Annotated in this window: 12 protein-coding genes; all 12 read left to right on the top strand. The window is 39.6% G+C overall.

The annotated features are described in order from the left end of the window. Positions 1–191: 191 nt before the first annotated feature. A complete protein-coding gene (locus tag Hs30E_RS09010) occupies positions 192–443 on the top strand; it encodes a DUF4190 domain-containing protein (protein ID WP_172209630.1) in 252 nt (83 codons plus the stop codon). 96 nt (positions 444–539) lie between these two features. After that, positions 540–1,634: a DUF871 domain-containing protein gene (locus tag Hs30E_RS09005; RefSeq protein WP_172209629.1), complete on the top strand. Its 1,095-nt coding sequence runs from the start codon at positions 540–542 to the stop codon at positions 1,632–1,634. 127 nt (positions 1,635–1,761) lie between these two features. Further along, positions 1,762–2,751: a Gfo/Idh/MocA family protein gene (locus tag Hs30E_RS09000; RefSeq protein ID WP_172209628.1), complete on the top strand. Its 990-nt coding sequence runs from the start codon at positions 1,762–1,764 to the stop codon at positions 2,749–2,751. Positions 2,752–2,985: 234 nt separating this feature from the next. Continuing rightward, complete coding sequence (celB, locus tag Hs30E_RS08995; protein WP_172209627.1) at positions 2,986–4,260, top strand: PTS cellobiose transporter subunit IIC; 1,275 nt, start codon at positions 2,986–2,988, stop codon at positions 4,258–4,260. Between the two features lie 265 nt (positions 4,261–4,525). Continuing rightward, the gene (locus tag Hs30E_RS08990; protein ID WP_172209626.1) at positions 4,526–5,974 is read left to right on the top strand and encodes a glycoside hydrolase family 1 protein; all 1,449 of its coding nucleotides are present in this window, start codon (positions 4,526–4,528) and stop codon (positions 5,972–5,974) included. Positions 5,975–6,299: 325 nt separating this feature from the next. After that, positions 6,300–7,208, top strand: coding sequence for an amino acid ABC transporter permease (locus Hs30E_RS08985; RefSeq protein WP_172209625.1), 909 nt, complete (start codon positions 6,300–6,302; stop codon positions 7,206–7,208). Beyond that, positions 7,198–7,965, top strand: a complete 768-nt coding sequence (locus tag Hs30E_RS08980; protein ID WP_172209624.1) for an amino acid ABC transporter ATP-binding protein — start codon at positions 7,198–7,200, stop codon at positions 7,963–7,965. Before Hs30E_RS08985 ends, Hs30E_RS08980 begins: the two co-directional genes overlap by 11 nt. Continuing rightward, positions 7,965–8,189, top strand: a complete 225-nt coding sequence (locus Hs30E_RS08975; RefSeq protein WP_172209623.1) for a DUF4059 family protein — start codon at positions 7,965–7,967, stop codon at positions 8,187–8,189. Before Hs30E_RS08980 ends, Hs30E_RS08975 begins: the two co-directional genes overlap by 1 nt. A gap of 89 nt (positions 8,190–8,278) precedes the next feature. Continuing rightward, positions 8,279–9,202, top strand: a complete 924-nt coding sequence (gene trxB / locus Hs30E_RS08970; RefSeq protein ID WP_172209622.1) for a thioredoxin-disulfide reductase — start codon at positions 8,279–8,281, stop codon at positions 9,200–9,202. Between the two features lie 146 nt (positions 9,203–9,348). Continuing rightward, positions 9,349–11,352: an NAD(P)/FAD-dependent oxidoreductase gene (locus Hs30E_RS08965; protein WP_172209621.1), complete on the top strand. Its 2,004-nt coding sequence runs from the start codon at positions 9,349–9,351 to the stop codon at positions 11,350–11,352. Positions 11,353–11,472: 120 nt separating this feature from the next. Beyond that, positions 11,473–12,153, top strand: a complete 681-nt coding sequence (locus tag Hs30E_RS08960; protein ID WP_172209620.1) for a response regulator transcription factor — start codon at positions 11,473–11,475, stop codon at positions 12,151–12,153. Beyond that, entirely contained in the window at positions 12,140–13,207 is a 1,068-nt protein-coding gene (locus Hs30E_RS08955) for a sensor histidine kinase (RefSeq protein WP_172209619.1), read from the top strand. The genes Hs30E_RS08960 and Hs30E_RS08955 overlap by 14 nt, the downstream gene beginning before the upstream one ends. Positions 13,208–13,517: the final 310 nt, after the last annotated feature.

Below are 13,517 nucleotides of genomic sequence, written 5' to 3'. Positions count from 1 at the left end.
AACTTGATAACACGATATTTTTTCAATTCATTCACAGTGAGTAATATCCTTTTCATAAGTATTAGTTTAACATTTGGGACATTTTATGTTTCGACCTACTTAGGACATTATCACTTTCGAATGATATGCGTAGATAAAAATTGAGTTGACTTCTTGAAATTACCGCTATAATTTGATAGAATAAAGGTAATATGAAAAGAATACAGGAAAGTCAAACTCAACCGATTAGTAAGGCCGCAGTTGCAGGTCTTGTTTTAGCGATTCTTCCAGTTACGGCGCTTCTAGGGCTGATTTTTAGCTTGACTGCTTTTGAGCATATTGATACGCATGATTTGAAAGGGCATCGTTTGGCTAAAATCGGAACGATTATTTCAATTATTTGGATGATTGTCTTTCTTATTGTCGGATTTTTCCTTTGGCGATATTTTGGTGGCAAACTTTAAATATACTCAATTCACTATTAAAAAGTATGAAAATTGGCGTAGACCAATTTTTTTGTTATAATGAATGTATAGAAAAATAGAAACGGAGAGCTTACCATGGGAAAACTTGGTATTTCGATTTACCCAGAACGTAGTACATTTGAAAAGGACAGGGCTTATCTTGACCTTGCCCACAAATATGGTTTTAAGCGCGTTTTTACGAGCTTGCTTGAAATTAATGGCGACAAAGATGAGGTTATTGCTGGTTTCAAAAAGCCAGTAGATTATGCCAATTCTCTCGGCATGGAAGTTATGGTTGACATCAATCCTAGTCTTTTCGAGCAACTTGGTGTGTCTTATGACGATTTGTCATTTTTTAAGGAAATGGGTGCTGATGGCGTTCGGCTTGATCTAGGCTTTACAGGCGCTGAAGAGGCGAAAATGACTCGGAATCCTTATGGGATTAAGATTGAAATTAACATGAGTCAAGGGACAAATTATGTGGATAATATCATGAGCTATTCGCCAAATACGGCTAATTTACTTGGCAGTCATAATTTTTATCCCATGCGTTATTCTGGGCTTGCGCTGGATCATTTCACTTATTGCACGACCAAATTTAATAAGTACAATTTGAATACCATGGCGTTTGTTAATTCGCATGATGCGACTTTTGGTCCTTGGCCATTTAGCGACGGGCTGGTTAGTCTGGAAATGCACCGCAACCTTGATATTGCAACACAAGTCAAGCATATGAAACTACTGGGAGGAATTAACGACATCACGATTGGTAATGCTTATGCTAGTGAAAATGAGCTGAAAGCTATGAGTGAAGCCTTTTTTGCAACTGAACCTGCGCTGAAAATTGTGCCAAGCGCAACAATTACCGCGAATGAACGGCTTGTTTTGTTTGAGAGCGAGCATAGCTATCGTGGCGATCGCAGTGACTATATTTTGCGCTCAACAATGACGCGTGTCTGGCACAAGGATAAGGCGTTCCCAGCGCATGATACGACAGACATCAAGCGTGGCGATATTTTGATTGGTAATGTTGCATTTGGTCAGTATAAAGGCGAAACGCAAATTGCCTTGAAAGATATGCCAAATCATGGTCAAATCAATGTTGTTGGTCGCATTTCTGAAGATGAACTCTTCTTACTTGATTATATCAAACCTTGGAGTGGGTTTACTTTCCAAGAAGTCAGTCACTAAAATTAGAAATCATTTACCCAAATTTTGTTTGGTAAGTGATTTTTATTTTTATAAAAACTATATAGATTAGTTGACTTTTTCTATTAAACTCGTATAATGAATTTATAGAAAGTATAAGGGAGAGAAAATGAAGATAGCAATTCTTGGGGCAGGTATGATTGTCAGTGATCTTTTGCCAATCGTTAAAGACTTTGATAATATTGACTTTACAGCGATTTTTGGTGCAGAATCTGATAAGGAAAAAATGGCGGAATTTGTTGAAAATTATGGCATTGGTAGCATTTTTTATGACTACGATGCTTTGTTATCAAGTGATATTGCAGACACGATTTATGTTGCTTTACCTAATTTTTTGCATTATCCATTTGCTAAAAAAGCACTTGAAGCTGGCAAAAATGTTATTGTTGAGAAACCATTTACGTCAAATTTACAAGAGTTTACCGAGCTTGAAACATTAGCAAAAGCTAAAAAACTTTTCTTATTTGAGGCGATTACCAACCAATATCTGAAAAATTATGAAGCGATAAAGGCTGATTTACCAACGATAGGCGATGTCAAGATTGTTGCATGCAATTATAGTCAGTATTCGTCGCGTTATGATTTATTTAAAGCGGGAACGATTTTGCCTGCTTTCAATCCTGCCATGTCAGGTGGTGCGCTTATGGATTTGAACATTTACAACATCCACTTTGTTGTTGGCTTGTTCGGCAAACCTGAAAAAGTTGATTATTTGGCAAATATTGCGCATGGTATTGATACATCAGGTATTTTGATGTTAGATTATGGTCATCTCAAGGCGATTTGTATTGGTGCAAAAGATTGTGCAGCTCCTGTTGCCTCAACTATTCAAGGCGATAAAGGCACAATTCGTGTCGAAGGACCATCAAATACAGTTGAGGCTTATAGCTATATTTTGAATAAACAAGCACCTATCATCAAAGATGTCAAAAGTCATGAACATCGTATGTTTGATGAATTTGTCGCTTTTGAGAAAATGATTGCGACCGATGATTTTGATGAAATGACTGCAAGACTTGCTAATTCCCGCATTGTCATGACAATTATTGAGCAAGCAAAGGCAAGTGCTAATCTTGTTTTTGGCGCAGATCAAAAGTAAAATTATATGTTTAATCACTTGTCTGTTGATAAGTGATTTTATTTTTAAATTACAATAACTATATATATTAAAAGTATTGACAAGTTTTTTAAAAAAGTATATACTAATTATTGTAACTGTTCGTGCAAACGTTTTCAGATGTTATTATTTTATTGAAGTTTGCACATACTCATTCAAAAGGTCAGAGTTATGTTCGCTTTGTCCTTAAGTTTATTACTTTTAGAGGAGAAATCTATGAACAAATTTATGGATGCGCTCGGTGCGAAAATTGCACCAATAGCCGCAAAAATCGGAGGGAACTTGTATTTGACGGTTCTTCGCGATGCTTTCATGATGAGTTTTCCACTCACAATGTTTGGCTCATTTATTGTTGTTTTTAACAATTTACCTTTTTGGCCAGATAGTCTGAAATCGACCTTTTCTGAACTCTTTGGCAATGGTCAAAATGCGACAATGTCAATCTTGACAGTGTTTGTCACACTCGGTATCGGTTATTATTTTTCAAGAGCAAAAGAAGTTGAGGCGATTTTTGGTGCAGTTGTCTCACTTGCAGCCTACCTGATTCTCACGCCATTTTTTGCCGAATTTGATAAAGTGACACAAAGTGGTCTTTTGACCCTTGACCGTCTGGGTGCTAAAGGCATGTTCCTTGGCATGATTGCTGCTTTCTTGGCATCGCACTTGTACGTTTATTTTGTGAAAAAAGGCTTTGTCATCAAGATGCCTGACGGTGTGCCACCAGCCGTTTCAAAATCTTTTTCAGCGCTGATTCCAGTTATGGGAACATTGTTCATTTTCTTGCTTGCAAACGCCCTTATGGTTGGCGTATTTGATACCAACTTGCATGATGTGATTTACAATGTTATTCAAAAACCTTTGACGGGTCTAGGAACATCATTACCAGGGACGGTTGTTGCGATTTTCTTGGTGCAATTTCTCTGGTTCTTCGGCTTACACGGTCAAGTGATTGTCAATTCAGTATTTGAAGCTTTTTGGCAAGCCAATGCAACTGAAAATGCAACAATGCTGACAGATAAAGGTAACGCTTATCTGCAAGAACATGGTCATATCGTAACAAAATCATTTATGGATACTTTCACGGTAAGTTTGGGCGGTTCAGGTTCAACGTTGGTTGTTCTTTTGGCAATCCTTGTTTTTGTGAAGAAGAAGCAATATAAAGATGTTGCGCGTCTTGGTCTTGCACCTGGTATTTTTAACGTAAATGAACCTGTTATTTTCGGTATGCCTTTGGTCATGAATGCTGCCCTCTTTATCCCATGGTTGCTAGCACCAGTTGTCTCAGTTATTATCGCTTATGCAGGCTTTAAAACTGGCTTAGTACCAATCACAACAGGCGCACAAGTGCCATGGACAATGCCAGTCATAATCTCGGGCTTCCTTGCAACAAATTCAATCATGGGCTCGCTTTTACAACTCGTGCAAATGCTAGTTATTGGTGTTATCTGGTTCCCATTCCTTAAAATGTTGGATAACTCAAAAGACCTTTAATTTGTTGCATGCGACGGCTATCAAAGTGTGCTATACTTTAACCAATGAGTAGGTTATTCATTAGAAAAAGCATTTTAGCGACATTTTTCCTTTCGTTTATCCCACTTTTGACTTATTTCATGCTGATTTTAATTTAGTAAAAAAGTGAGTTAGTAAGTGAAGTGGCAAGAAATTCAGCGCTTAGCACTGAATTTTTTGTTGTTTTTAATGGACAAAACCCAATTAAAAGTATATACTTATATAAAGATAGATTAGGAGATAATAAATGACAGAAAACTTAAAATTCCCTGAAAATTTTTGGTGGGGTGCAGCAACAAGTGGACCGCAAACCGAAGGGCGTTTCAATAAAAAACATGCCAATGTGTTTGATTATTGGTATGAAATCGAACCCGAACTTTTCCACAATCATGTTGGACCAGATACAGCGTCAAATTTCTACAATTCTTATCAAGAAGACATCAAGTTGATGAAAGAAATCGGTCTGAACTCTGTCCGCACAAGTATTCAATGGTCACGTTTGATTGACGATTTGGAAACAGGAACAGTTAATCAAGATGCTTTGCGTTTCTATAACGATGTGATTGATGAATTTATCAAAAATGATATTCGTCCTGTTATGAATTTACACCATTTTGATTTGCCAGTTGATTTGCTCCATAAATACGGCGGTTGGGAAAGTAAAAAAGTTGTTGATATGTATGTCAAATTTGCCAAAACATGTTTTGAGCTATTTAGTGACCGTGTTAAAGATTGGTTTACCTTTAATGAGCCAATGGTTGTTGTTGAGGGGGGCTATATGTACCAGTTCCATTATCCGAAAGTTGTGGACGGTAAGCGTGCAGTTCAGGTTGCTTACAATTTACAATTAGCAAGTGCTAAAGCGATTGCTGAATTTCGTAAAGTAGCAGCTCAAGATGCGAAAATCGGGATTATACTCAATCTCACGCCACCTTATCCTGCAAGTCAAGCACCTGAGGACGTGAAAGCCAGTCATATTGCTAACCTTTGGAAAAATCGTTTGTTTATGGATGCTAGTGTTCATGGCGAATTTCCAGCAGAACTTGTTGCGTTACTCACTCAAGAGGGGGCGATTTGGGAGGCAACTTCGGAAGAACTTGCGATTATCAAAGCTAACACGATTGACTATCTTGGTATCAATTTTTATCATCCTGACCGCGTTTCTCGTCCCGAATTTTCGACTAATAGTCTTGCTATTGACTGGAGTCCTGACAAGTTTTGGCAAGAATATCATATGCCTGGGCGCCGCATGAATCACGATAAAGGTTGGGAAATCTATCCGAAAGCCATGTACGATATTGCCATGGATGTCAAGGAAAATTACAAAAATATTCCTTGGTTTGTTTCTGAAAATGGTATGGGTGTCAGCCGTGAGGAGCGCTGGTTGGGCGCTGACGGTGTGATTGCAGACGATTATCGCATTACTTTTATCAAGGAACATCTGTACTGGATTCATAAGGGAATCAAAGAGGGGTCAAACTGTTTCGGCTATCATTTGTGGACACCGATTGATTGTTGGAGTTGGTGCAATTCCTATCGCAACCGCTACGGTTTTATCTCGACAAATATCCATACGCAAGTTAAGACGATTAAGAAATCTGGTCATTGGATAAAGACTGTTGCTGATAAAAATACTGTTGCTATTGATATTTTTGTTGAAGAATCTGATAATTATACAAAAATTACGGGATTATAATAAAATATTGAATAAAACGCGCAAGCGTTTTATTTTTTTGACAGCCGTCTTATTATTTTCTTATGACGAAAACAAATTTTAGATGATAAAATAAATAAAGGAAATAGTGGGATTATGAAGTCAACTAAGTTTTATCGTGTCGCATTTTTAGGTGTTTTGACAGTACTAGATGCATTTTTTAGTTAAATGAGTATAGTGACAAAGTCTTGAAAAAATTGACAGCAAATGTTACACTCGAAAGAGTTATCAAAAAAACATTCTGGTGGCAAGTATGTGCCAGTAGCTGACTATTTCAAATAATATGATAGAAAGTTTTTAATTTAAAATGAAAAAAGTAACAAAAATAGCATTAGGAATTTTAGCTGTTATCGTGATTGCCATTCTCACGCTTAGTTTGACAATCAAGGGCGAGTATACTTTCCCTGATTTTTGGGGGATGTTTTTTGACAAGATTTTCAACTGGGAAGCCTTTGTCAATGCCTTTATTCCGATTATCGAACGTGTGCCGACATCCTTTATTATTACGGTCGTTGCTATGGTTATCGGCTTGATTTTGGGACTACTTTTAGCTTTGGTTAAAATCAACAAATTACCTGTTTTGGATCAAATTCGGGCATTGTTGGTCAGTTTCATTCGTGGGACACCAATCTATGTTCAGCTATTGCTGACGTACACAGGCATTCCTTTGATTCTCAAAGCCATTAATCTCAACTATGGCACGACTTATAATATCAATGAAATCTCGCCCTTGCTCTTTGTTATTCTGACTTTTGCGATTAATGAGGGCGCTTATAACTCCGAAACGATTCGCTCGGCGATTGAGTCAGTTGATGTTGGACAGATTGAGGCGGCAAAATCGCTCGGTATGACTAATCGTCAAGTTTTCAAGCGTGTTACTTTGCCAGAAGCTGCGACAGTTGCCGTTGCACCGCTTGGTAATGCGCTCATGGGCTTGCTCAAAGGAACTTCTCTTGCTTTTGTTGCGGGCGTGATTGAGATGACGGCTGAGGCAAAAATTCTTGGTGGCTCGACATTTCGCATTTTTGAAAGTTATCTAGCGGTTGCGCTCGTTTATTGGGCAATCAATTTTGTTTTTGAAAATCTGATTAGACTTTTGGAGAAGCAATTGCAAATCACACCGAAAGCTAAAAATAAATCTAGCTTGATTCAAACAGGAAATCCTTTTGACCATAGCTATGCAACGTCTAACAAGGAGGCTAAACATGACGATTAAACTCTCAAATCTCTATAAACAATTTGGCGATCATATCGTTTTGGATAATGTATCGCTTGATATTGAACAAGGGGATGTGATTGCGCTGATTGGCGGTTCAGGTGCAGGCAAATCAACTTTTCTGCGCTCAATCAATTACCTTGAGACACCAAATTCAGGTCAAGTTGAAATTGCTGATTTAAAAATTGATTATGCCAACATTTCCAAAGCTGATATTTTGAAACTTCGCCGTCAAACGGCTATGGTTTTCCAACAATTTAACCTTTTTGAACGTCAAACTGCGCTTGAAAATGTTATGGAAGGCTTGGTTCAGGTCAAAAAAATACCTAAAAAAGAAGCAGCTGAGATTGCAGCAAAGGAACTTGAAAAAGTTGGTTTGGCGGAGCGCGTTGATTATTATCCAAAATTTTTATCAGGTGGGCAAAAGCAGCGCGTTGGTTTGGCGCGGGCTTTGGCGATGAAACCAGAGCTTTTACTGCTTGATGAACCAACATCGGCGCTTGATCCAGAGCTAGTTGGCGAGGTGCAGGAATCAATTATTCAAGCGGCAAAAGCGGGACAAACGATGATTATCGTCAGCCATGAAATGGATTTTGTTTATCATGTTGCAACTAAAGTGCTTTTCCTTGAAAAGGGTAAAATCATCGAGGAAGGCAAGCCAGAAGACGTTTTTTATGCGCCGAAGCATCCAAGAACGAAAGAATTTTTGGCACGCCATACCAAACAATTAAATCTCGAAATGGGGAGCTTTCTTTAATGTCAGATATGTTAAGCCTTTACTTAAAATCTTTGCTGATTTCAGCTGGGTTTGTTGCAGTTGTTAGTGGCATTTACGCCTTGGCGATGCTTGCAAGACATTATGACAAGCCAAAACTTGAACGAAAAAACAAGATTTTTGATATTTTATTGATTGATATTTTGATTATTCCAATTTTGAGCTTTGCTATTGTGGCATTTCTTATTATTTTAAAGGCAAGATGAATCGTTATTTGAGTAAAAAAAAGGATTTTCGGTTATAATGGAAGTAGCTTTTTTATCATAATGTCTAAAGAAAAGATTGAGGAAATAAAATGACTTTATATGACACAATAGTAATCGGTGCAGGACCTGGTGGCATGACGGCTGCGATGTATGCAGCACGTAGTGAACTCAAAGTTTTGTTGCTAGAGCAAGGTGCGCCAGGCGGTCAAATGAATAACACAGCGGAGATTGAAAATTATCCTGGCTATGGCACAATCATGGGACCTGAGTTATCAATGAAAATGCACGAGCCGCTTGAGGCGCTCGGTGTTGAAAATGCTTATGGTATTGTCAAAAATGTGCGTGTCAATTCTGATGGCACGAAAAAAGTGACGACCGAAGATGCTGAATTTGATACAAAAACGGTAGTTATTGCAACAGGAGCCAATCATCGTCATTTGAATGTTCCAGGCGAGGAAACATACGGCGCACGCGGTGTTTCTTATTGTGCGGTTTGTGATGGGGCATTTTTCCGCAATCAAGATCTTTTGGTTGTTGGTGGTGGCGACTCGGCAGTTGAAGAGGCGATTTTCTTGACACGTTTTGCCAAATCTGTGACCATTTTACATCGTCGTGATGAATTGCGAGCGCAAAAAATTATCCAAGATCGTGCTTTTGCCAATGATAAAATTGACTTTATCTGGGATTCAACTGTTGAGGAAATTCTTGGCAATGAGATGAAAATCACAGGTGTGCGGATTAGAAATCTCAAAACAGATGAAATTTCTGAGCGAGAATTTGGCGGTATGTTCATCTATGTTGGGCTTGACCCGATGACTGAAACGGTTTTGGAGCTTGGTATCACTGATGAAACAGGGTGGATTATCACAGATGAACAGATGGCAACGAAAATTCCAGGCATTTTTGCTGTTGGCGACGTTCGCCAAAAAGACTTACGCCAAATCACAACAGCCGTAGGCGATGGCGCACATGCTGGTCAGGGTGTCTATAAATATATCACTGAAAATTTTTGAGAGAAGCTACATTTTAAATGGCATGGCGTATGTATTCTAAAAAGTATTTCTGTCGTAAAATTTTACATTTTTACCTAAAAACGTTATAATAATGTAGAGTTTAGTAGTCCGTGTGGCTTCTGAAATTATTATTGATAGGAGACATTATGTCTAAGAAAAAAATTGTTGTTGTTGGTGCTGGTTTTGCTGGTATCAAGGCGACTAAAACGCTGTCAAAAAAGCTGAAAAATGAAGTCGAAATTACGCTGATTGATAAACACAGTTATCATACGATGATGACACAGCTACATGAAGTGGCGGCTGGTCGTGTGCCATTTACCAACGCTCAGTATGATTTGCATAAGTTGTTTGCGCACCGTAAAAATGTGCAAATCTTGACTGATGAAGTCATTGGCTTGGATAAAAAAGCCAAGAAAATCACGACTAAAGCTAGCGGAACGCTCGATTTTGACTATGTGATTGTGGCGATTGGTGGCGAGCCAAACGACTTTGGTGTACTTGGGGTCAAGGAAAATGCTTTCACTTTGTGGTCAATGGCGGATGCCCTTAAAATTAAGCGTCATTTAGAGGCAACGGTTGAAAAGGCATCTTTGGAACATGACGACAAAAAGCGTCAAGCTATGCTCAATTTTGTTGTGGCGGGGTCAGGTTTTACAGGAATTGAAATGGTCGGTGAGTTGATTGACTGGCGGGCTGTTGTGGCGCGTGATTACAAGTTAGACGAATCTGATATTACGCTCAATGTTGTTGAAATGATGCCAACCATTCTCAATACCTTGGATCGCCCAGATGCGGATAAAGTTGCCAAATATTTGGCGAAGAAAAATGTCAATCTTTTACTCAATCAAGCGATTACAGAAGTCAAGTCTGACCATATCAAAATCAAAGACGGCGCTGATATACCAACCTATACATTAATCTGGACGACGGGTGTGCAAGGCAATACGCAAGCGCAAGGTTACGGTCTTGCTGAAACTGAGCGTGGTCATCGTTTGACAGCCAATGCCTATATGGAGGCGCAAGGCTTTGAGGGCAAGGGGATTTACGTTGCGGGAGATGTCTCTGGTTTTATCGAAGAGGCGACAGGTCGGCCGACACCACAAATCGTTGAGGCAGCTGAGCAAACAGCGCATACGGCGGCTGAAAATATTATCGCTGATATAAAGGGTGGCGACAAGCATCAATTTGTTGGCAAATATCAAGGCACCATGGTTTCTGTTGGCTCAAAATGGGGAGTTGCCAGTCTCATGGGCAAATTGCACTTGTCTGGTTTTTTTGCTATGGCGGTCAAACATCTGATTTATGTGCTTTATACCTTGCAAATCGGCAGTCTCTGGTATTTTTTCACTTATCTGAAAAACGAGTTTTTCCACACACCAGACAATCGTAATCTTTTCCGTGGTCACACCTCTCGTTTGGCAAATGTACTCTGGTCAGTACCATTACGGATATTTTACGGCTTTGTCTGGTTGACAGAAGCCTCATCAAAATGGGTTGGCGATGGCAAACTCTTAAAACCGTCAACTTGGTTCGGTAAAGGTTCATGGTTCACGGACGACTTGCATTTTCCATTTGCTTGGCTTAAAGAAACGGCTAAAGTCGCAGCAAATGGTGCAGCAGATGCGACAGCGGCAGCCAGTGGTGCAGCTGAAACTGCAGCGCCAGTAGCCGATGCCACCGCAGCAGCCAGTGGTGCGACAGATGCTGTAACAACCGCAGCGACTTCTGGTGCAGCCGAGGCAACTAAATCTGTTGCCGAGTTTGGCCTGTCTTATTCATACGGACACGAACCCATGGCGGTACTTGACAAAGTGCCAAATTGGTTAGAACCGATTTTCAAATTGATGATTCCAAACAAAGAAGTCGCACTTTTCATGCAAAAATTCATGTCGGTTGTCGAAGTTGCTCTGGCGCTTGCCTTGATTGTTGGCGCCTTTACATGGCTTGCGGCAGCTTCAACGGCGGCGCTGACTGTCATGTTCTCACTTTCTGGTATGTTTTACTGGGTCAATGTCTGGTTTATCTTTGTCGCTATTGCCTTGATGAATGGTTCAGGACGCGCATTTGGCTTAGATAAATGGCTTCAGCCATGGTTGCAGAAACATTTCTTTAAATGGTGGTATGGCAAGTCCAAATCTTTGTATAAATAGAATTGGTAGAGAAACAAGTGATTTCTATTGCTTGTTTTTTGTTATTTTTAAAAATTTCATCTTTATTAACATTTCTCAAACATTTTCATGCTAAAATAGAGAAAATGAAAGGTGTCAAATATGTTTAAAATTCTGGTCGTCGAGGATGACATCAAGCTTAATAAAATCGTCTGTGCGCAACTAACGGCGCATGGTTATGCGGCGACAGGCTGTCTCAGAGCCAACGCAGCTTATGAGGAGATGTATAACAAACCTTATGATTTGATTATTTCGGACATCATGATGCCTGAGATTGATGGGTTCGAGTTCGCTGAAACGGTGCGTGGGTTGAATCAGACGATTCCGATTCTTTTTATAACGGCGCGTGACGACATGATGGCCAAGCAAAAAGGCTTTCGGCTTGGCATTGACGATTATATGGTCAAACCGATTGAGTTTGATGAGCTTTTGCTGCGGATTGGTGCGCTCTTGCGCCGTGCTAACATTGCGCTAGATAAAAAGTTGGTGGTTGGTAATCTGGTGCTAAATGCTGATGAAAACGTTGCTTTGCTTGATGACAAGGAGATTCCAGTCACAGTCCGCGAGTTTAATATTCTCTTTAAGTTGCTGTCTTATCCGAAAAAAACGTTTTCTCGGGCGCAGCTCATGGATGAATTTTGGGGAATTGGCAGTGAGACTAGTCTGCGTGCGGTTGATGTTTATATCACGAAATTGCGCGATAAATTTTCCGACTGTACTGATTTTAAGATTGTCACGGTACATGGTTTGGGCTACAAGGCGGTGTTAAATGACCAAGCGTAAGCCAATCGAAAATGACCCAAGAGTCAAAAAAAGACATTTTACTTGGCTTGAAATTAGCTTGACTTATTTTATCTTGCTGACTTTGGCGACTGGGCAGTCTATGATTTATGCAGAATATGTTGCTTTAGAGAAAATGCCTTTGCCTTTTATTTTCGGTATGCTTGGCTATTGGGCGATTGTCACGGGTGTTTTTTGCTGGATAACATCGAGACAGAAAATCCGAGCTTTTGAGCGACCGATGAGACGGCTGAGCAATGGTGCTAAGGAGGTCGCAAAAGGTGACTTTTCTGTGTATCTGGAACCATTTCACACGGCGGATAAACACGATTTTATTGATGTGATGTATGAAGATTTCAACACCATGGTTGAGGAGCTTGGGAGTATTGAGACGCTGAAAAATGACTTTATCAGTAATGTTTCCCACGAAATCAAAACGCCTTTAGCGATTATTCAAAATTATGCGGCGGCGCTACAAAGTGAGTATTTGACGGATGATGAGCGAGATGAGTATGCGCAGACGATTATCACGGCAGCCAAAAAGCTGAATCAGTTGGTGGCAAATATCTTGAAGTTGAGTAAGCTCGATAATCAGGAAATCATGCCTGAGATTCAGCCATTTGACCTGTCAAAACAGCTACCAGAGTGTATTTTGGTATTTGAGGACATTTTGGATAAAAAGGAAATTGAGCTTGAGGTTGACTTAGAGGAGCGCCAAATCATCACGGCGGACAAGGGCATGTTAGAGATTGTCTGGCATAATCTCTTGTCAAATGCTTTGAAGTTTACGGATAATGGTGGCAAAATTGCGATTAAGCAGATTTCTGACGAGGACAGCGTGACCGTTACCATTAGCGATAATGGGTGCGGTATGAACGCAGAAACCGTCAACCACCTTTTTGAGAAATTTTATCAAGGCGATACCTCGCATTCGGCTGAGGGCAATGGTTTGGGTATGGCACTGACACTGCGCGTGATTGAGTTGACTGGTGGCTCGATTAAAGTAACCAGTGAACTTGGGCAAGGGGCGACTTTTGTTGTTAAATTTAGAAAATAATGACACTCTTCTATCGGGAATGGTGTTTTTTTGTCATGTAAATGTCCATTAGTTTGTTTAAATACACAACATAAAAAATAAATACTGTCAAGCGAAATTGAAAATGTCCCAAAAAAAGTCTAAACATGAGTTACGTTTTGCTAAAGCAAAATTTGCTTTTAGATTCCATTTTTGATATGATTTAGTTATGATTTATGCTGAATTTTCAGCTTGATATTCCAGAAGCGTCTTACCGATTCTTCTGAGATATTTTTCGAAAGATGCAAGTTTCCACGGGTGTGACTGTTGGGGAATATACTTGCGTTTTTCT

The organism is Pseudolactococcus hodotermopsidis, assembly GCF_011170085.1.
Classification (GTDB): Bacteria; Bacillota; Bacilli; order Lactobacillales; family Streptococcaceae; genus Pseudolactococcus; species Pseudolactococcus hodotermopsidis.
The sequence above is the reverse complement of the archived record's forward strand: the minus strand, read 5'-3'. Positions and strand labels throughout refer to the sequence as shown.